Source organism: Streptomyces sp. NPDC005805 (assembly GCF_040630445.1).
Taxonomy (GTDB): Bacteria; Actinomycetota; Actinomycetes; order Streptomycetales; family Streptomycetaceae; genus Streptomyces.
This window is the reverse complement of sequence record NZ_JBEXXN010000007.1, coordinates 1-18,870: the sequence shown is the minus strand read 5'-3', so window position 1 is coordinate 18,870 and position 18,870 is coordinate 1. Positions and strand designations below refer to the sequence as shown.

Genomic DNA, 18,870 nt, shown 5'->3' with positions numbered 1-18,870 from the left:
CCGCACGTACGACGGGCGACGGCACGACGGGCGACGGCACGATGGGCGGTGGCGGGGCGGGCGGTGGCGCCGGGCGGGCGTCACTGCTCGCGCATCCCCCACGGCGACCCGTACGCGGTGAGCAGATCCAGGAACGGCCGGGGCGGGAACGCCTCCGGGCCGAGCACCCCGGACCCGGACCACTCGCCGCCCGCCACGAGTTCGAGGGCGACGACCGGGTTGATCGCGGTCTGCCAGACCACCGCCTGCGAGCCGTACTCCCGCATCGACCAGGCGTTGTCCACCACGTGGTACAGGTACACCTCGCGCGGCCGGCCGTCGCGGGTACCCGTCACCCAGGTGCCCGCGCAGGTCTTGCCGTGCATCCGGTCGCCCAGGGTCGCCGGGTCGGGCAGGCACGCCGCCACCACGTCCCGCGGCGACACCTCCGCCCGGCGGCCGTCCCGCGCGGTGACCGTCACCGGCTCGGTGCGGTCCAGGCCGATCTGGTGCAGCACCCGCAGGACGTTGATGAACTCGCTGCCCAGCCCGTACTTGAACGTCACCCGGCGCGCCCCGACCCAGCGCGGGATCAGCAGCACCTCCTCGTGCTCGACGTTCACGCACTCCACCGGGCCGATCCCCTCGGGGAAGTCGAACACCTCCGGTTCGCTGAACGGCGGCGTGGTGAACCAGCCGCGTTCGCGTTCGAAGACGACGGGCGGGTTGAGGCACTCCTCGATCGTGGTCCAGATGCTGAACGAGGGGGCGAACTCATAGCCGTCGACGGTGAGGTTCGCGCCGTCGCGGACGCCGATCTCCTCGATCTCGTCGAACAGCTCCTCCGCCGCGTACCGGGCGAACACATCGGAGAGACCGGGCTCCACGCCGATACCGACGAGGGCGAGCCGGCCCGCCGCCTCCCAGCGTTCCGCGAGGGCGAACTGCTCGTCGCCGAGCTTCACCCCGGTCTCGCTGTGCGGGCGTTCGGGGTGCGGGCGGGAGAGCGACATCGCCATGTCGAGGTAGTGGGCGCCCGCCGCGAGCGCCGCCCGGAAGAGGGGCATCACGAACCGGGGGTCGGTCGCGTTCAGCAGGACGTCGCAGCCCTCGCGCGCCAGCAGCTCCGCGACCGCCGTCTCGTCGGAGGCGTCGATGCGGGCGGCGGCGAAACGGGACTCCCCGGCGGTGCCGGAGAGCGCGGCGACGGCCGCCTCCGCCCGCGCGGGGTCGTAGTCGGCGACGACCATCCGCTCGAAGAAGCCGCGGCGCGCGGCGATCCGCGTCACGGCCGTGCCGACACCGCCCGCCCCGATCAGCAGGATGCGCATGACTGGTCCTTCCGTCCGGTCCGGTGCGGGGGCCGCGCCCCCGTTACAGCCTGGCCCCCGGGTGCCCGCCCCGCACGGCGACGGGCCCGGGCCGGGCTCCTCCGCTCACGGAACCGCGCCCGGGGCCCCCGCTGGACCGCCGCCCGGGGCCCCGTCGCCCGCCTCCTGGCCGCTGAGGCCCTGCTCCGCCCAGATGACCTTGCCGGTCGGCGTGTAGCGCGTCCCCCAGCGGTCCGAGAGCTGGGCGACGAGGAAGAGCCCCCGGCCGCCCTCGTCGGTCGCCGCCGCCCGGCGCAGATGCGGGGAGGTGCTGCTCCCGTCGGAGACCTCGCAGATCAGATTGCGCTCGTACAGCAGGCGGACCCGGACCGGGTCGCTGCCGTAGCGGACCGCGTTGGTGATCAGCTCGCTCAGCACCAGTTCCGTGGTGAACGCCACCTCGTCCAGCCCCCATGCCTGGAGCTGCCGCAGACACGCGCCGCGCACCGGGCCCACCGAGGCCGCCTCCCGGGGCACGTCCCACTCGGCGACCCGCGAGGGGTCCAGCCGCGCGGTCCGCGCCACCAGCAGGGCCACGTCGTCCCGGCGGTCCGCGTCGGGCATCGCCCGCACCACCGCCTCGCACATCTCCTCCGGGGTGCGGTCCGCCAGCGAGGCGAGCGTACGGCGCAGGGTCCGCAGGCCCTCGTCGATGTCATGGCCCCGCCGCTCCACCAGCCCGTCGGTGAACAGGACCAGCCGGCTGCCCTCCGGAAGCACCCACTCCGCCGTGTCCACCGGCAGCCCGCCGAGGCCCAGGGGCGGGGCCACCGGCACGTCCAGGTACTCCACCGTGCCGTCCGGCAGCACCAGCGCGGGGGAGGGGTGGCCGGCCCGGGCCATGCTGCACGCCCCCGACGAGGGGTCGTACACCGCGTACAGGCAGGTCGCCCCGGTGATGCCGTCGCCCGCGCCGCCGCCCGGCTCGTCCTGGTCGATCCGGCTGACCAGCTCGTCCAGATGGGCCAGCAGCTCGTCCGGCGGCAGGTCCAGGGTGGAGAAGTTGTGGACCGCCGTACGCAGCCGGCCCATCGTGGCGGCAGCCTGGAGCCCGTGCCCCACCACGTCCCCGACCACCAGCGCCACCCGTGCCCCGGGCAGCGGGATCACATCGAACCAGTCGCCGCCGACCCGTGCGTGGGACGGCAGGTACCGGTACGCCACGTCCAGCGCGAGCTGCCGGGGCATCACATGCGGCAGCAGGCTCCGCTGAAGGGTCTCCGCCATGGCGTGCTCACGGCCGAACCGGCGCGCGTTGTCGATCGCCACCGCCGCCCGCGCGGCCAGCTCCTCGGCGAACGACAGCTCGTCGCCCTCGAACGGCCGGGTCCCCTTCCCCCGCCAGAAGGCCACCAGCCCCAGCACCGCGTCCCCGGACCGCAGCGGGGCCACGACCAGCGAGTGGATGCCGTACGCCAGGGCCGCCGCCGCGCCCCGCGGGTCCTGGGCCCGCCAGCCGGAGGCGGCCGACAGATCGGGGACGACCACCGCGTGCAGATCGGCGAGCGCCTCCTGCATCGGCGTCCCCGGCGCGGCGAACCTGATCACGTCCCCGACCGGCTGGAACGGGTGGTCCTCGCGCACCCCGCTGACCGCCGCCCGCCGCATCTCGGCGACCGCGCCGGACGGCTCGTCGCCGCGCAGCACCGAGTCCAGCAGCTCCACCGTCACGAAGTCCGCGAACCGGGGGACCACCGCCCGCGACAGCTCCTCGGCCGTCTCCCGCACATCCAGGGTGGTGCCGATCCGGGCGCCCGCGTCGTAGAGGATCGTCAGCCGCTCCCGGGCCGTCTCGGCGGTCCCGGACAGCCGGCGCAGCTCGGTGGTGTCCCGCAGGGTGGCCACATTGCCCGCGTTGCCGCCGTAGGGGGCGGTGGGGCGGGTGTTCACGGAGACCAGGCGGTCGCCGACCAGGTGCACCTCGTCGCTGACCTCCCGGTCGGAGACCAGCAGCCGGGTCACGGCGGGCGGCAGGCCCAGCTCGGAGACCCGCCGCTCCACCGCGTCCGGGGGCAGCCGGAGCAGCCGCTGCGCCTCGTCGTTGGCGAGCACCAGGCGGCCGTCCGCGTCCACGATCACCACGCCCTCCCGGACGGCGTGCAGGACCGCGTGGTGGTGTTCGTACATCCGGGTCATCTCGGCCGGCCCGATGCCCCGCGTCTGCCGCGCCAGCCGGCGGCTGACCAGGACGGCGCTCACCGTGGCGAGGGCCAGTGCCGCGAGGCCGGAGCCCAGCAGCACCGGGAGCTGGCGCTCGACCGCGTTGCCCACGGTCTCGATCTGCACCCCGGCGCCGACGAGCCCGACGACCCGGCCGTCCGCGTCCGTGACCGGCACGAACGCGCGCGCCGCGTCACTGGGCGCGCCCTCGAAGATCTCCGTGAAGGTCTCCCCGCCGGCGGCCCGCTCCACCCCGTCCGTCCGGGAGCCGACGAGCTCCGGTTCGGTGTCCGCGTACCGGGTGCCGTCCGGGGCGGTGATGGTGACGAAGTCGACGCCCGCCTCGCGGGCCGCCGCGCCGACCGCCGCCTGCATCCCCGTGGTGTCCCGGCCCGCCAGGGCGTCCGCCATGCCCGGCGAGCGGGCGAGGGCCGCGGCGGCGGCGAGGGAGCGGTTGCGGGCCTCCTGCTCGCCGTCGTGGGACGCCTGGAGCAGCAGGGCCACCACGGCCGCGGCGATCAGCACGACGGCGACCACGACCTGGAGCAGCAGCACCTGGCCCGCGACCGTGCGCACGCCCAGCAGCGACTGCCCCGCGGACGGGGTGCGCCGAGGGCGCGGGGACGTCTTCCCGGTCAACGAGCCTCACTCCCGGACCCGGCCCCGGGGCCCGCCCCGGTCCGGGGGCGGGCCCGCCGCGGTCCTGTGGCGAGCGACAGAGCCTGTGTCTGGTGTTCTCCCCATCATGCGACGCCGGATTCCCACCCCGCAGACCGGGATTCCCGCCCCGCGGGCGGGGCCGCGGGCCGCCGGGACGGCCCGCGGCCCCTGCCCGGAGGGCTCGCGGCCCCGGCGGGCCGGGCGCGGCTACACGCTCAGCGCCTCCCGCACCGGGCGTTCCGCGTCCGGGCCGCCGGTGCCTGAGAGGGTGGTGCGGCCCGCCTCCAGGACCCAGTAGCGGGCGGCGGCGCGCAGGGCGAAGCCGAGATGCTGCTCCACCAGGAGGACGGAGAGGCCGCCGGAGCGGGCGAGGGTCAGGATCGTCTCCTCGATCTCGGCGACCACCGACGGCTGGATGCCCTCCGTCGGCTCGTCCAGCAGCAGCACCCGCGGCCGGGTGACCAGCGCCCGGGCGATGGCGAGCTGCTGGCGGTGCCCGCCCGACAGCAGCCCCGCCCGCCGTCCGGACAGCGTCCGCAGGGCCGGGAACAGGTCCAGCGCCTCGGCGACCGCCTCCCGGCCGCCGCGCCGGCCGTCCGCGACCAGGCGCAGGTTCTCCGCCGTGGTCAGATGCGGGAAGGACTGCTGCCCCTGCGGCACGTACGCCATCCCGCGCGCCACCCGCTGGTGCGGACGGAGCCGGGTCACGTCCTCCCCGTCGAGGCGGACCGTCCCCGACCCGGGGACCAGCAGGCCCGCCGCCGCCCGCAGCAGGGTGCTCTTGCCCGCCCCGTTGTGGCCCAGCACCGCCGCCACCCCGTCGCGGGGCACGGACACGCTCACCCCGTGCACCACCGTGCTGCGCCCGTATCCGGCGCGGACGTCCTCGATCTCCAGCATCACGCCTCCCCTCCCGCCGCCGCGACCGCCTCCGCGCCGGACTGAGCCCCGGCCCCGGCCGGGCGCGGCGGGTGCCCGAGGTAGACCTCCTGGACCCGCGGGTCCAACTGCACCTCGGCGACCGTGCCCTCGCTGAGCACCCGCCCGGCGTGCAGCACGCTGACACTCCGCGCGAAGGCCCGCATGAACTCCATGTCGTGTTCGATGACGACGACCGTCCGCTCCCCGCTGATCCGCTCCAGCAGCTCCCCGGTCGCCTGCCGCTCGTCCTGGCTCATCCCCGCCACCGGCTCGTCCAGCAGGAGCAGCCGTACGTCCTGGACGAGCAGCATGCCGATCTCCAGCCACTGCTTCCGGCCGTGCGCCAGGGTGCCCGCCGGGACCCCGGCCAGCGCGGTGAGCCCGACGGCCTCCAGGGCGCGCTCCACTTCCGGCGGGGTGTTCCCGCGCCGCCGGAGCATGGTCCAGGCGGAGCGCCCGGCGCCCGCCGCGATGTCCAGGTTCTGCAGGACGGTCAGCTCCTCGAACACGGTCGCCGTCTGGAAGGTCCGCCCGATCCCGGAGCGGGCGATCCGCTGGACGCTGCGCCCGAGGAGCTGCTGCCCGCCGAAGGTCACGGAACCGGTGGCGCGCACCAGGCCGGTGACCGCGTCGACGAGAGTGGCCGAGGCGGTGTTCCTGCCGCCGCCCACGCTGACCAAGCTGATGGACCAGCTCGTCGACGACAACCTCGTCCACCGCCGGGTCGACCCCCGGGACCGCCGCCGCATCCTCGCCCATCTGACGCCGCGCGGCCTCACCCGCTTCCGCCGCCTGGACCGGCTGGTCCGCGCCGCGGCGCCGCCCCTGCCGGCCGAGGACGGGGAACTGCTGCGCACCCTGCTGCTCCGGCTGATCGGCACGCTGGACGGCGACGGCGACGGCGACGGCGATGGCGATGGCGACCCGCCCGGCGCGGTGCCGGCGGGGCTCAGGCCGGCGGATCGGCCCGCAGGGAGCGCCAGATGAGGTCCGGCAGCAGCCGGGCCGCCTGCGCCAGGTCCGCGTCATAGGTGTGCGACAGCCAGCGGCGGGCCGTCTCCGCGACCGGGCCGATGACCAGGACCTCGATCAGCGGCGCGGGCACGGGCGCGATCTCGCCCGACTCGATCCTCGGCAGCAGCCAGCGCGCGATGGCCTCCTGCAGGGGCTCCTTGGCCGCGCGGATCTCCTCCGCGTGCGAGGTGAGATACCCCGCGTAGGCGGAGGCGTGGATGAACAGGGCGGCGTCCGGATGCTCCTCGGTGAACCGCAGATACGCCCGGACCAGCGCGCGCACCCCGGTGCGGCCGGTACGGGACCGGGTCAGCGCCTCGACCACCGCGTCGCACAACTGGTGCATACAGCGCGTGTACAGCGCGGCGGCGAGACCGTCGAAGCTGCCGAAGTGGTGGTACAGGCTGCCGAGGCTGACCCCGCTCGCCTCGCTGACCGCGTTGACGGTGAAACCCTGCTGCCCGGACGCGGCGTACACCTGGAGCGCGGTCGTGAGCAGGCGGTCGACGGTGGCCTCGCCACGCGGTTGCTTAGGAGCCACAGTTCGATTCCGTCGACGTCATGCGCTACAGCCTAGTGCCGCCTCGGGCAACGTTCGCCCCGTCGTGACGTGTCGCCCGGTTGCTGCGCCGGGCGGCGCCGGGCGGCCAGAATGATCACGTGGCTGAACACGTGCAGGTTCGTGAGATCGATGACGACGAGGGAAGACGGCTGCTGCGGGTCGTCCGCCGGGGCACTGGGGCGGTGGTGACCTGGCGGCGGGCCCAGATGGTGCTGCTGTCCGCTCAGCGCATGCCGGCGGCGAAGATCGCTGAGGTGACGTTCACCAGCGCGGGCCGGTTCCGCGACGTGATCCACAACGTCAATGCCGACGGCTTCGAGGCGCTCTAGCTGGTTCTCGATCTTCCAATGCCCTCGGAACCAGCCGGAGATCTGTTCGCCGGTGGCGGCTCCGGGCGGGAGACTGGTGACGAAGGTGAGCCGTTCGATCGTGATCTTCTTGCTGGTCAGGTCCATGCGCCAGCGCATCACGCGCAGGGCCTGGCGGGCGCCCGGGTAGTCGAGGTGCCGGAAGGCCACGGTCTTCAGGTGCCGGACCTCGAGCCGGTCCCGGCCACGAGTGCGGTCCTTGTGGTCCAGGCCGATATCGTGCCACGGTAGTTTCCTCAATTGCCGCAGCAGGCCCGGGTGGTTGCCTTTGACGACGGCGATGTAGTGGGCGCCGTGGTTGTGCAGCCAGTGAGCCGTTTTCATCCTGAATAGCTGCAGGTCAGCAGGGCGCGGACGGCTTGGATGATGGTGCTGATGCGGCGGGTGGAGCATTTGGCTCGCCGGAGGATCCGCCAGGGCTTCAGCTGTGCGAAGGCGCGTTCGCCGGGGGCTCTCAGTCTGGCGTGGTCGCGGTTGAACTGCTGGTAGTGCTCGGGCTGTTCGCGATAACGGTAGTACGAGGTACGGACGGTGGCGCCGGCGCCCTGGCAGGCGCAGTCCACGAGCACGAGGGGGCCTTGACCCGGAATCTTGGACACGGGTTATGCGGCTGGGGCCAGGGTAGTTGATGTTGTGTCGAGTGTGGTCTCGTAGGCGATGGGGCTGCGTTGTCCGAGGCTGGAGTGGCGGCGTCGGGTGTTGTAGCAGTGCAGCCAGCGGAACAGGTCGAGGCGGGCTTCGCGCTCGTCGGCCCAGGCACTGCGGCCCTGAAGCGTCTCCCGTTTGCAGGTGGCGTTGAAGGACTCGGCGAGCGCGTTGTCCGCCAAGCTCCCGACGGCGCTCATGCTCTGGATCATGCCTGCGCGGCGGCAGGCGTCAGCGAATGCCCGGCTGGTGTACTGGGCGCCGTGGTAGGTGTGTATGACGGCGCCGGCGAGGCTGCCGCGGCACCGCTCGGCGGCGGCCAGGGCATCGGTGACCAGTTCGGCACGTACGTGGTCGGCGATCGCCCAGCCGGCCAGGCGCCTGGAGGCGAGGTCGATGACCGTGGCCAGATACAGGAACTTCCCGCCGGCCAGCGGGAGATAGGTGATGTCGCCGACGTACTTCGTGTTCACTGCCACGGCGGTGAAGTCGCGGCCGATGAGGTCGGCTGCTTTCGTGGCGGCCGGATCCGAAATGGTGGTGCGGTGCTTCCGGCGCAGCCGCAGCCCGGCCAGCCCGATCTGGCGCATGATCCGGGCGACCTTCTTGTGGTTGACCAACTCGCCTGTCTCCCGCAGTTCGGCGGTGATCCTGGGGACGCCGTAGGTGCCGTCCGAGTCCCGGTGAACCCTGTGTATCCGGGCGGCGAGCTTCGCGTCGGCCGCCTGCCGGGCCGCCCGGTCGGCTGCGCTCCTGCGCCAGTGGTAAAGCTCGGTATCTCCGGCCGGCGTCCCCGGGGCCGGCCTGCCCCGGCGGCCCGTACCCAGTTCCGCAGTGTCTCCGGGTTGACATCCAGATCAGCGGCGACCGACCTGATCCTCGCTCCGGGCCGCGACCGGTACAGCGCGACCGCATCCGCCTTGAACCCGGCGGGGTAGTGCTTCATGACCACGAGATGTCCGTTCTCAGATCCTCAAGATCCAGTGTCTCGTGTGTCCAAGATCCGGGGTCAGGACCCAGGATCTGCCTGGTCAGACAGGCCAGGACGATGCCGTGAGCCCGGGTGCCGGTCAGGTCATGGGTCTGGGGTGCCGCGCGGGAGAACCACATTGGTGTGCCGTCAGGCCGGGCGATGACCTCTACGTTCATGCCCAGGCTCGGCTCAATCGGCCCCCGCTGTCGCCCCGTCCACACGACGGTACGCACACACCACAGGCCGGTCGACGGGGTTTCGCACACAGTTCCCCCGCCGACGCGCCCGTCTGCCAGCATGGCGGCATGAGCGACCCCCGGGAGGCGGCGCCCGCCGGGCAGGTCTTCGACCTCATGGCCACCCTCAACGCCTCCGTCGCCGAGGCGAAGAAGACGCGCGGCGAGAGCGGCGGGCACGCCGACGTCCACGACATGCTCACCAAGAAGAAGCCAGCGGCCAAGAAGACGACCACGCAGAAGACCGCGGCGGAGAAGAGGACGACGACGGCTGCGCGGCCTAAGAAGGCCGGCTGACCCCACGGCGTTCTGGCCGGCAGAGCTGGGAAGCGTTCACTCGGCCCGCAGCCACGCCAACCGTCGACGTCACCACCGCCGCCTGACAGTGAGGCTCTTTCATCATCGGTCTGAACTGGCCAAATGCAGTGTGGGCACGGCTTGGACGAGGCCGGTGATCCGGGTGGTCGAGCATCGGAGCTTGCGAAGGAGCCGCCAGGGCTTGAGGTGGCCATGGCCTGCTCCACGAGGGCGCGGATCTTCGCGTGGGACCGGTTCACCGCCTGCTGACCGGTGGAAAGATTCTCCCACCGCCCCCGGCAGGGGTGCGGACCGTGCCGCCGGCACCTCGGTAGCCCTTGTCGGCCCAGCATGGGATGTCGGCCTCGGCGAGGGCGTCGACGATGCCGTGTTCGCGGGCCGCGCGAACATCGTGGACGGCACCGGGCAGGGCCGGTGAAGCCCACAGCAGCCGGCCGAAGGGATCGGCGAGGACCTGCACGTTCATCCCGTGCCTCTTGTGCTTCCCCGAGTAGAAGGGCCGGTCCGCGGCGATCCGGTCGATCGGCAGCAAGGTCCCGTCCAGCAGCACGAACGCCTTCGACGATGCGGCCCGGACCGCCTCCGCGAGAGTCGGCGCGAGAGCGGCCAGGATCTCGACGGCCTCGGTGACATACCGGTACGCGGTCGTCGTCCCGATGCCGAACCCGGCCGCGAGCTGGGCATACGGGTGGCCGTTGCGGAGATGGGCAAGAGTGAGCAGCGCCTGCCGGCCGACAGTCAGGCGCCGCCACCGGGTACCGAGCTCCCGGCGGCGTCGACGGAGCTTGGCGGACAGGAAGCGCAGGGCGGAACTGGACACGTCGACGCCCGACGGGTAGACAAGCACACGAAGCCTCTGGTGGAGACGGTTCTCTTGGTCGAAAACCCATCTACCAGGGGCTTCACCCGTCTGTCATCCCAACAGTCGTACTCCAGAGCCAGGTTGGAAAAGGCTCCGTGCCTGCACCTGCATCCGGACCTGTCTGCCATGACCGGCCATCACCGGGCGATCCCACCCAATCCGCAAACACGCACGGTCCCTGACGGACCCTCACGGAGGATCGAGGCTAAGTACAAATTACTCATCCGCCCTGACCGCGTGTTCCCGAATCTTGAGTTGGGCCACCCGCTTGACGGGTGGTCAACTTCCGCAAAATCCACGGGACTTAGACGGTTTGAGGAAACATTCCAGCCGGTCTGAGTTGCCATGGAACACAACAGGAGGATTACTGTGGGTAGCGAGTCTGTGCTCCTTGAAAGGCCGATGGAGCTGGTGGATTCCACCGAGGTGCAAGGTGTTTTCTTCGAGGAGATTGAGGAGAACATCGATCCGGAATGGTCTGCCTATTTCGTGCCGAACCACAACGAGATCGTCGTCCTCTGAAGAACGTCGGCTCAGTACTCTCATGCGATCCTGAATTCATGTAGCGCATGAGGCCCGCCGGTCGGAGATTACCCGCATCAGATTAGTCTCCGACCGGGCGGGGTCGTTAGGTGCCCTGCAACCCGCTTAAATTCACTTGACAGATTGGTGCTCGCCGTGAATCTAGGTGACCTCATCAGCCCGATGTCACCTGACGAATTCAGGAACGGACTGCTTGGGCAGCGGCAGCACATCTTTGATGGGCCTGCTACCAGGTTCTCCAAAATGCTCCCGTGGGCGGAGCTGAACAGAATTCTGCGCTATCATTATCTGGACAGCACCCGTATCAGGCTTACGGCCAACCATAAAGCAGTCCCCCAGGACGAATACAATCCTTATGTACCTACGTTCCCGGGAACACGTTCACCGGCTCGGCATCGGGAACTGGACGTCGGGGCGCTAACCAGACTTCTGGGCGCTGGGGCGACGATGAAGATCAGAGCAATCGACGAGCTTCATGAGCCGATTGCTCGGCTCGCGGCTTCGGCCGAGCAGATCGTCCGCGAGCGGGTGAGCATTGATGCTTTCATTTCTTGGGGCGAGACTCCGGGATACGGTGTGCACTGGGATCCGGACGAAGTGCTGGTTATCCAGGTTCATGGGCGTAAGAACTGGGCGGTTTACGGGCCGACGAAGCCATGGCCTCCCATTGTCGGGAGTTCTGTTTTCGGACCTGGAAGCCCTGATGACGCACCGGAAGACCCATTGCAAAGACTTGTCCTGACTACGGGACAGATGCTGTTCATACCCCGTGGCTGGTGGCACGAGGTGACCCCTATCAATGAGCCTTCGGTGCATCTCTCGCTGCACTTCGCGCGCAGTACCGGACTCGACCTGATCACATGGCTCGCCGCCCGCATGGACGAAGCCGTCCTCCAGCAGGATCTGCCACGTCCGGCAGAAATGCCGGAACGATCCCGGCAGTACCTGCAGCTTTTTCGAGAGGCAGTACTGAGCCGCCTCAGCAGCCCAGCGCTACTCGATGCCTTCTTCACTTCACATGACGGCGCGCTCCCCTGCCGAGACGCATTCAACCTTCCTGAAGCCCTGAATTCGGACGGGTTCCCGCAGTCCCAGGACTACTGGGTTATTTGGCTGGCATCGAGCGCCATCCTCACCTCCGAAAAGCAGGAAACCACAATTCACACAGCTGGGCGCCGCTACCGCTTCGCGGCCGAGTGGCTGCCCGCTCTGACAGTTTTGGCTCAAGGTGAGCCGCTCAGTATTGAGGACATCGGTCGCCGTGCCGGCATGGCGACCGACACTGTGCGGAAGATCGTCGCGGAACTACTCACCGAAGGACTTGCCGCCGTCAAAAGAACAGCCCCAGGCAGCACCGTGCCCTTTGGAAACCTGCCCAATGCTGACCCGGACGCGGCCAGGCAGCCCCCACAGGGAAAGGAAACATCCACGTGATGCACCTGGCACGGCCGGCCGCGCCGTTTACCCCGGAATTCTTCCAAGACCCATACCCCACCTACGCATGGCTGCGGGACAACGATCCTGTCTGCGCAGTCAGGTTGCCGGACAGCGGCATTCGGGTGTGGCTGATCAGCCGTTACGAGGATGTCCGCCAGGCACTCGCCGATTCCCGCTACAGTGCCAACCTGCGGTCCGCCGATGCCTCGTATACAGGGTTTGTGCCGCCATTTGGCAACCTCGATCCACCCGAGCACACCCGTGTGCGGAGATTCAGTGCCGGTGCGTTCACTGTGAGACGGCTTGAGCGATACGGCGAGACGGTCGCGCGGCTGACTCAAGAACTTCTTGCCGCGCTGCCGGAGAACGAGCAGGTCGATCTGCTGCGCTCATTCGCCTACCCGCTGTCGATCAGTGTCATAGCCGAGTTCCTAGGCGCACCGCTGTCGGACCACGATGACCTCCGCCGCTGGGCCGAGGAGAGCGTGAGCATGGAGGAACCAATCCGCGCGGCTGGGGCCCTGGCCCTGCAGGAGTACGCACGCTCACTGGTAGCCAACGTCCGCAGCACGCCGACGAATGGGCTGGTGGCAGAACTTATCGCGATGAGCGACCGGGACGGGCTCCTCACCGAGCAGGAGATCGTCGACCACGTGACCGGGCTCATTTTCGCTGGCCAGCACAACACCAGCGATGCTCTCGGTAACGGTCTCCTCGCGCTGCTGAACCACCCCCGCCAGTGGCAAGGAGTACAGGCGAATCCGGGGCTGGTAGACAGCGCCGTGGAAGAGATGCTGCGCTACGAGGGCTCATCGTGGACCTCACTCATCCGAATACCCACCCAGAACATCGAGCTCCATCACACGGTCATTCCCCGTGGGGACCTCGTATTCCTTGTGTTCGGCGCGGCCAACCGCGATCCTCAAGCCTTCATCGACCCTGAGGTATTCGATATAACCCGCTCCGCAGCCAATCACTTTGGCTTCGGCCGGGGGATCCACTACTGCGTCGGCGCCAACCTGGCCAAGCTGCAGATGCGCACCGCAATTGCATCCATCATTTCCCAGTTCCCCGCTATGCGGCTCGCGGTCCCTCGGGACGCAATCCGGTACCGCCCTGCATTGGTGAACCGCGGTCTCAGATCACTCCCCGTCCACACAGGCCACCGCGCCGCACCGCACACCAGTGTCCCGGGAGCATCTCTGGTGTGCCCAGCCCACTCGTCGCCGGTCTCGAAAGGCTAGCCGCCATGAAAAATAGTGACACCGGCTACCGCACCGTGGATGTGGCAGCGGCCAGCGACCTGATGCTGCCGTATGCCATCCGTGTCGCAGCCACTCTGCGGCTGGCGGACCTCATCGCCTCCGGAACCAGCCGCCTGGAAGACCTGGCCCAGGCCTCAGACACGCACATTGACACCCTCGGCAGGCTACTAAGGTTCCTCACCTGCCGGGGAATCTTTACGGAGCCCGTCCCGGGATTCTTCGCCGTCAACGAGGCTGCGCAGCCCCTGCAGGACGATCATCCGGGCCGCCTGCGGCTGATGCTGGACCTTAGTGAGGCCAGCGGGCGGATGAATTTGGCGTTGACCGACCTACTGGAAACAGTCAGGACCGGCGAGGCCGCCTACCCGCGCATGTTTGGGCGCACTCTCTGGGACGACTTCAACCACAACCCGGCACTGGGAGCGTCATTCGATCGAATCATGGCGAATCTGACGGCAGCTGTCGCGCCGGCCGTGGCAAATGTCCTCAAAAAAGCCAGCGCGCGCCATATCGCCGATGTCGGGGGAGGTAATGGCGTTCTCCTCGAAACGATCGTGCGAGAGCACCCACTGCTGCGCGGCACGCTCGTTGAGCTCCCGAACGCCGCAGGCGCCGCCCGTGCGAGATTTGCAGCTTCCAATCTCGCCGGACGTCTTGAAGTCATCGAAGCCGACTTTTTCGACCAGATGCCGCCCAAGGCCGATATCTATCTCCTATCCGCCATCCTGCACGGCCTGAGCGACGACAATGCGGTACGCCTCCTCACCCGGTGCGCGGAAGCCGTAGGAAATAATGGCTCCGTCCTCGTCATCGACGAACTCCTCACCCAGGACAACCAGCCGTGGGTGACTGCGATGGACCTGCAGCTCCTCGTTTTTGTCGGGGGCCGCCTGCGTACCCTGGAACACTTGGAAGAACTGGCCGCGGCCGCAAGCATGAATGTGCGCACCGTTCACCAACTTCCCGCCAACCGCAGCCTGCTGGAGTGCGTCCCCACAGCCGCCCCCCGGCACCAGGCGCGGAAGTAGAGACGGAGGCTCTCGTATGGAGCATGCACGGGTTTCTCTGGTGACCATGCCGTGGCAGGCCCTTGATGTGCCCTCCCTGCCACTTGGCCTGTTGCGGGCTGTCTGCACACGGGACGGCCGCCCGGCGCCGCAGACCCACTTCGCGCACCTGGAATGGGCGGACTTCCTCCTGGAGCGCAGCGGTGGAGCGATCAAACCACGCGACTATGCCCATGTCGCCGACGACTGCATTTTCGAGAATGTCGGGGACTGGGTCTTCTCCGGGGTCCTCCACGGGGATGACGCCTTCGGCCGCGAGGCCTTCGACGCCTACCTTGCCGCATCGGGGGACGATGTCGGTAAGGCATTCGAGATGCGCCAGTACGCGGAAGAGTTCGTCGGCCGGATCGCCGCCAAGATTCTTGCCGAGGACCCCCGCATTGTCGGCTTCACTACCACCTTCCAGCAGAACGTGCCGAGCCTGGCCTTGGCCGCCCGGCTTAAGCGCGAGCGGCCCAATCTCATCATTGTGTTTGGCGGCGGCAACTGTGACGGCATCATGGGAGCCACCCTCCACCGCTGCTACCCCTTCGTGGACTACGTCGTCCGCGGAGAAGGGGAAGAAGTCCTTCCCCGTTTGTTGCAGGCCATCGAGGAGAGTACATCCGTCGATGACATCCCCGGGCTGTGCTGGCGACACTCGGACGGCACCCCGGTGGCCAACACCGAGACCCGACGCACCGTGCCCCCCGGACGCATCCCAACGCCCGACTACGACGACTGGGCGCAGGAACTGCGTGCATCCGCAGTCCGCCGTTTCCTCCAACCGAAACTCCTCGCTGAGACCGCCCGCGGCTGCTGGTGGGGCGAGGCGCACCACTGCACCTTCTGCGGGCTCAACGGATCGTTCATGGTATTCCGCAGCAAGCCGGCCGACCGGGCCACCGAGGAACTGTCTCATTTGGTGAAGCGATACCAGATGTTGGACCTGGTCGTGGTCGACAACATCATCGACAACACCTACTTCGACTCGATGCTGCCCCGTCTTGCCGCTTTGGACTGGGACCTGCGGATCCACTACGAGATCAAGGCCAACCTCAAGCCGGAACAGGTCCTCGCCCTGCGCGACGCCGGCGTCGTGTACGTCCAGCCCGGCATCGAATCCCTCTCTACCCCGGTCCTCAAGATCATGGACAAGGGCGTCCATGGCGCCCACAACATCCGAACGCTGCGGGACTGCCACTCCGCCGGCCTTACCGTGGTGTGGAACTGGCTCATCGGTTTTCCCGGGGAAGAGCCCGGACACTACCGGCCAGCGATCGACCAGCTCCCGGCCCTGGTACACCTGCCCCCGCCACTATGCGTGGCCCGGATGATGCTGGAACGCTTCAGCCCCTACTTCAACAAGCCCGAACTGGGCTTCACTAACCGCCAGGCAAAGTCGACCTATCGCTACGTCTATGACCTTCCCGAGAAAGACCTCGACGATCTCGTCTACAGCTTTGACAGCGACCCAGCCGGCATCGACGGAGAGATCCTAGATGAGCTCCGGGCATCAGTCGCCCGCTGGGCCAACCAGCACCCCGAGAGCACCCTGGTCCGGCTCCTGGATCACGAGGGCCTGCACATCCAGGACCGCCGGCAAGGGTGGCCCCAGCGAGACCACCACATCAACGATTCCGCCCTCATTGCCGCCTATCTGGAATTCGAGCACGGCCGTTCGCTGGCCGGCACGCTCACTCGCCTGCGCGACCGCGGGATCTCCCTCGAGGAGAGCCGCCTGCAGACCTGGGCGGAGGAACTGGCCTCGGCAGGACTAATCTTCGCCGAGAGCGGGCGCTATGTGGCCCTGGCGACTGCCAGCACCCCCATCCGAAGGACAGCGGCTCCATGACCAAGACACAAAAAATGGCCGACGCACATGTCACTCCTCTGCTGCTCGGACTTGGCCCCCGCACCGAGCACCTATCCGGCTCCCTAGATGCGGGGGCCTTCACCCAGCTCGACATCGCTGCTCTCGCGATGCACGGATGCGACCGCCTGAAGATCAATTCCACAGTGGAACTCGGCCGCAACGCCGAGCACGACATACGCTTCATGCACCTGCTGCGTCAATCCGCCTCCCACGGCATAACCGTGTCTTGGCAAGCCGACGGCCTTCCGGACTGCCCTCCCAGCTACCTTCACCATCTTCCGCCTCCCCACAGCACACTGTCTGCGGACACTCAAAGCATGGTCGACCAGTGGCGGGACGAGTACACCTACGGCCTGTGCTATTACCGCCAAGGCCCCGGATTCTGGCAGATTCGAGACGGCAGAAGCGCAGGTCGGCGAGGACGCTTCACCGCCGTGGGTGAGAAAGTAATCCAGACCTTGGCGCAGCTCACCCAGCCAGCCGATGCCATGCACCTGCCTGAGCTGGCAACGGACATGCTCCAAAGCCTCCATAATGCTGGTCTTACCGCTCAGATCGGGCCCTGGGTGCTGCTCCTGCCCTACCGGCTGCGTAGATGGCCCATCCCTGCCTATGGCATCTGACACCCGGCCACCTCCAGTCTCACCGGAGGCCCGGTAGCGACAGGCCCAGGTCAGCATTCAATCCTCTTTACGACATAGCGGCGAATTGTGGCGGGAGAACACGATGGACTCATACCGCAAATCCACTCTGGCGGATCTAATTGCACCATTCCCTTTTGGGGATTTCCTTGAAGGTTACTGGGGCAAGAAGCCGCTCTTCCTGAAGGGCGAAAAGGCGCGGATTGCCGAAGTTTTCAATCGCCCCCTCGGTCATGATGAACTGATTGCAATAGCCCGTGATACTGCCAATGGCAATCACGGAAACTTTCGATTGTACGCCAGCTCGCCACCCGAGGCTGACAGGGAAACCAGAAAGCCTCTTCGCGCCGTCAAGATAGATGAAGTGGAAAGCATCCTTCAATCGTCCTCCAGTCTGCTGTTGGAGAATCTACGGGATGCTGTACTGCAGCAGTTCACCGACTCATGCAAGAAAGATATTGGCCATATAGGCCCGGTGCAGATCCGTTCTACTATAACACCAAAAGGTGGTATACATCCGCCTCATATAGACGCAACATGCTCGCTTTTTGTGCATTGTGAGGGCAGGAAGAGGTTTACCATCTCGCCGAGACCGGTGCTTGAATTCCCTATGGATGCTGCTGTGGTCACTGCCAACGGGGAGCTGTCTTGGAACAATCATCAACCTGAACCATGGGAAGCAGTTTCTAATATCGATGAAGGCTCATTCATAGAGTATGTCATGGAACCCGGAGACGTTCTCTACTTCCCAGCCGGCACGGTACACGCTACTGAGTCGCTTAGTGACATCTGCGCCGGCGTCAACTTTCAGTTTGTCCATACACCTACTCACTACGTCATTCTAGAGGCTCTGCGGAGATCTATGACCTCGAATGTCAACTGGCGGCGAATTCCGGCAATTCCAACGCGGGGGGAGGCTGGCCACCTGGATAGGTTGTCAATTTATCGACATTTCATGTCGGAGAGATTGGAGGAACTTTCCGAAGCTGTTGCCAGCATTAAGCCGGAGGATTTTTAGTCGCGATTTCTCTAATTGGGCGTTGTGTTTGGGCGGATCGGGGCTGCCAGTTACAATTTACGACCCAATCAGGGTGCAGCAAGATTTCCATGTCGGCATGGCCGATATTGAGAAAGAAGGGTCAAAGCATGGCGGAACAGTATGATTCTATAAATGCGCGACGATACGACTATCAAAGGCGACTGGAGATTTTTTCCCCGGAAAAGAACCAAGTAGCCGCACTATCGGGCGATCTGCATGGTCTGAAAGTTATGGATCTTGCGTGCGGAACCGGACTGTATTCGCGGTATGCCAAGAGGGCTGGAGCGGACAAGGTCGTCGGCGTCGATATTTCGGCCAACATGCTCAAAGTTGCCCAGAAGATAGAAGAGTCCGCCCCTCTGGGGATTACCTATCGCCTGGGTGATGCCTCCAGAATGGAGAAGATCGACAACTTCGATCTTGTGCTTGCCATTTACCTCTTTAATTACGCAAGAACTCTATCGGAACTACAAGAAATGTGCACTTCCGCTTTTGCCAACCTGCGCCCCGGCGGGCGCCTCGTAGCGCTGACCATAAATCCGCTGTACGATATGCGCAAGCCTGTATGGAAGGGGTGGTATTCGCCCTTTACGGCAGAGTATGCCGAGGATGACTGCACTCGCTACGCTACCAGGGTCGAATCATCCTGCATTACATACTACAGGCGTGGATTCTCCGCCTACGAAGAATCTCTATCATCGGCCGGGTTCGAGCAACAGGAATGGCACCCCATCTCAGTCCCGCCAAGTCTCCTGGCCGGCCCTGACGCGAGTGAATGGATAGTTCTCGAAAAAAACCCCCCGATGATCGCGCTGAGCGCCCAGAGGCTGAGATCGTAAAATAGCCTGCTGTCGGATCTCTAAGACCGTGTCCTATGTGGTGAGGCGGACGAGGCGCTTGTAGCAGCAGATGGCTGCGGCGAGGCCGAGAAAGGCCAGGTAGTTGCGGGGGTGGC

The 18,870-nt window shown here is 67.1% G+C and carries 15 protein-coding genes and 5 pseudogenes; 11 read left to right on the top strand and 9 right to left on the bottom strand.

Annotated elements, in window-relative coordinates:
- Positions 1 to 80: 80 nt before the first annotated feature.
- From ABZ457_RS06275 to ABZ457_RS06260, 4 genes are all read right to left on the bottom strand, one after another.
- Complete coding sequence (locus ABZ457_RS06275; protein ID WP_359154446.1) at positions 81 to 1,310, bottom strand: saccharopine dehydrogenase C-terminal domain-containing protein; 1,230 nt, start codon at positions 1,308 to 1,310, stop codon at positions 81 to 83.
- Positions 1,311 to 1,415: 105 nt separating this feature from the next.
- Entirely contained in the window at positions 1,416 to 4,148 is a 2,733-nt protein-coding gene (locus ABZ457_RS06270) for a SpoIIE family protein phosphatase (protein WP_359154444.1), read from the bottom strand.
- Positions 4,149 to 4,376: 228 nt separating this feature from the next.
- A complete protein-coding gene (gene urtE, locus ABZ457_RS06265) occupies positions 4,377 to 5,069 on the bottom strand; it encodes an urea ABC transporter ATP-binding subunit UrtE (RefSeq protein ID WP_359154442.1) in 693 nt (230 codons plus the stop codon).
- Entirely contained in the window at positions 5,069 to 5,761 is a 693-nt protein-coding gene (locus ABZ457_RS06260; protein WP_359154440.1) for an ATP-binding cassette domain-containing protein, read from the bottom strand. The genes urtE and ABZ457_RS06260 overlap by 1 nt, the downstream gene beginning before the upstream one ends.
- On the opposite strand from ABZ457_RS06260, the gene ABZ457_RS06255 reads away from it, so the two are divergent.
- On the top strand, positions 5,742 to 6,077 hold the full coding sequence (locus ABZ457_RS06255) for a MarR family transcriptional regulator (RefSeq protein ID WP_359154438.1): 336 nt from the start codon (positions 5,742 to 5,744) through the stop codon (positions 6,075 to 6,077). The genes ABZ457_RS06260 and ABZ457_RS06255 overlap by 20 nt on opposite strands.
- Here the strand turns inward: ABZ457_RS06255 and ABZ457_RS06250 are convergent.
- Positions 6,040 to 6,645, bottom strand: coding sequence for a TetR/AcrR family transcriptional regulator (locus ABZ457_RS06250; protein ID WP_359154436.1), 606 nt, complete (start codon positions 6,643 to 6,645; stop codon positions 6,040 to 6,042). The two genes, ABZ457_RS06255 and ABZ457_RS06250, sit on opposite strands and share 38 nt — an antisense overlap.
- 119 nt (positions 6,646 to 6,764) lie before the next feature.
- On the opposite strand from ABZ457_RS06250, the pseudogene ABZ457_RS06245 reads away from it, so the two are divergent.
- Positions 6,765 to 6,992, top strand: a pseudogene (locus ABZ457_RS06245) (helix-turn-helix domain-containing protein); the annotation flags it as partial.
- A 362-nt stretch (positions 6,993 to 7,354) separates the two neighbouring features.
- On the opposite strand, the pseudogene ABZ457_RS06240 reads toward ABZ457_RS06245, so the two are convergent.
- From ABZ457_RS06240 to ABZ457_RS06230, 3 pseudogenes are all read right to left on the bottom strand, one after another.
- Positions 7,355 to 7,606: pseudogene (locus ABZ457_RS06240) on the bottom strand (transposase family protein); the annotation flags it as partial.
- 30 nt (positions 7,607 to 7,636) lie between these two features.
- Positions 7,637 to 8,631, bottom strand: a pseudogene (locus tag ABZ457_RS06235) (IS3 family transposase).
- A 68-nt stretch (positions 8,632 to 8,699) separates the two neighbouring features.
- Positions 8,700 to 8,831 (bottom strand): annotated as a pseudogene (locus ABZ457_RS06230) (IS5/IS1182 family transposase); the annotation flags it as partial.
- Positions 8,832 to 8,957: 126 nt separating this feature from the next.
- On the opposite strand from ABZ457_RS06230, the gene ABZ457_RS06225 reads away from it, so the two are divergent.
- Positions 8,958 to 9,185 (top strand): hypothetical protein, encoded by a 228-nt coding sequence (locus ABZ457_RS06225; protein ID WP_359154434.1) that lies wholly within the window; start codon positions 8,958 to 8,960, stop codon positions 9,183 to 9,185.
- Positions 9,186 to 9,287: 102 nt separating this feature from the next.
- Here ABZ457_RS06225 and ABZ457_RS06220 read toward each other — a convergent pair.
- Positions 9,288 to 10,053, bottom strand: a pseudogene (locus tag ABZ457_RS06220) (IS5 family transposase).
- Between the two features lie 384 nt (positions 10,054 to 10,437).
- Here ABZ457_RS06220 and ABZ457_RS06215 point away from each other — a divergent pair.
- From ABZ457_RS06215 to ABZ457_RS06180, 8 genes are all read left to right on the top strand, one after another.
- A complete protein-coding gene (locus ABZ457_RS06215; RefSeq protein ID WP_359154432.1) occupies positions 10,438 to 10,590 on the top strand; it encodes a hypothetical protein in 153 nt (50 codons plus the stop codon).
- Between the two features lie 147 nt (positions 10,591 to 10,737).
- Positions 10,738 to 12,045, top strand: coding sequence for a cupin domain-containing protein (locus ABZ457_RS06210; protein ID WP_359154677.1), 1,308 nt, complete (start codon positions 10,738 to 10,740; stop codon positions 12,043 to 12,045).
- Positions 12,045 to 13,292, top strand: a complete 1,248-nt coding sequence (locus ABZ457_RS06205) for a cytochrome P450 (protein WP_359154674.1) — start codon at positions 12,045 to 12,047, stop codon at positions 13,290 to 13,292. Before ABZ457_RS06210 ends, ABZ457_RS06205 begins: the two co-directional genes overlap by 1 nt.
- A 5-nt stretch (positions 13,293 to 13,297) precedes the next feature.
- Entirely contained in the window at positions 13,298 to 14,341 is a 1,044-nt protein-coding gene (locus ABZ457_RS06200) for a methyltransferase (RefSeq protein ID WP_359154430.1), read from the top strand.
- Between the two features lie 16 nt (positions 14,342 to 14,357).
- Positions 14,358 to 16,214 (top strand): RiPP maturation radical SAM C-methyltransferase, encoded by a 1,857-nt coding sequence (locus tag ABZ457_RS06195; RefSeq protein ID WP_359154428.1) that lies wholly within the window; start codon positions 14,358 to 14,360, stop codon positions 16,212 to 16,214.
- Entirely contained in the window at positions 16,211 to 16,858 is a 648-nt protein-coding gene (locus tag ABZ457_RS06190; RefSeq protein WP_359154426.1) for a DUF5825 family protein, read from the top strand. The genes ABZ457_RS06195 and ABZ457_RS06190 overlap by 4 nt, the downstream gene beginning before the upstream one ends.
- A 103-nt stretch (positions 16,859 to 16,961) precedes the next feature.
- A complete protein-coding gene (locus tag ABZ457_RS06185) occupies positions 16,962 to 17,894 on the top strand; it encodes a cupin domain-containing protein (RefSeq protein ID WP_359154424.1) in 933 nt (310 codons plus the stop codon).
- Between the two features lie 128 nt (positions 17,895 to 18,022).
- Positions 18,023 to 18,754: a methyltransferase domain-containing protein gene (locus ABZ457_RS06180; protein WP_359154422.1), complete on the top strand. Its 732-nt coding sequence runs from the start codon at positions 18,023 to 18,025 to the stop codon at positions 18,752 to 18,754.
- Positions 18,755 to 18,870 lie beyond the last annotated feature (116 nt).

What these genes read in the sequence shown, in the direction of transcription:
- ABZ457_RS06275 (WP_359154446.1), bottom strand. Translation starts at nt 1,310, where the DNA reads ATGCGCATCCTGCTGATCGGGGCGGGCGGTGTCGGCACGGCCGTGACG.
- urtE (WP_359154442.1), bottom strand. Translation starts at nt 5,069, where the DNA reads ATGCTGGAGATCGAGGACGTCCGCGCCGGATACGGGCGCAGCACGGTG.
- ABZ457_RS06225 (WP_359154434.1), top strand. Translation starts at nt 8,958, where the DNA reads ATGAGCGACCCCCGGGAGGCGGCGCCCGCCGGGCAGGTCTTCGACCTC.
- ABZ457_RS06205 (WP_359154674.1), top strand. Translation starts at nt 12,045, where the DNA reads ATGCACCTGGCACGGCCGGCCGCGCCGTTTACCCCGGAATTCTTCCAA.
- ABZ457_RS06200 (WP_359154430.1), top strand. Translation starts at nt 13,298, where the DNA reads ATGAAAAATAGTGACACCGGCTACCGCACCGTGGATGTGGCAGCGGCC.
- ABZ457_RS06195 (WP_359154428.1), top strand. Translation starts at nt 14,358, where the DNA reads ATGGAGCATGCACGGGTTTCTCTGGTGACCATGCCGTGGCAGGCCCTT.
- ABZ457_RS06190 (WP_359154426.1), top strand. Translation starts at nt 16,211, where the DNA reads ATGACCAAGACACAAAAAATGGCCGACGCACATGTCACTCCTCTGCTG.
- ABZ457_RS06185 (WP_359154424.1), top strand. Translation starts at nt 16,962, where the DNA reads ATGGACTCATACCGCAAATCCACTCTGGCGGATCTAATTGCACCATTC.
- ABZ457_RS06180 (WP_359154422.1), top strand. Translation starts at nt 18,023, where the DNA reads ATGGCGGAACAGTATGATTCTATAAATGCGCGACGATACGACTATCAA.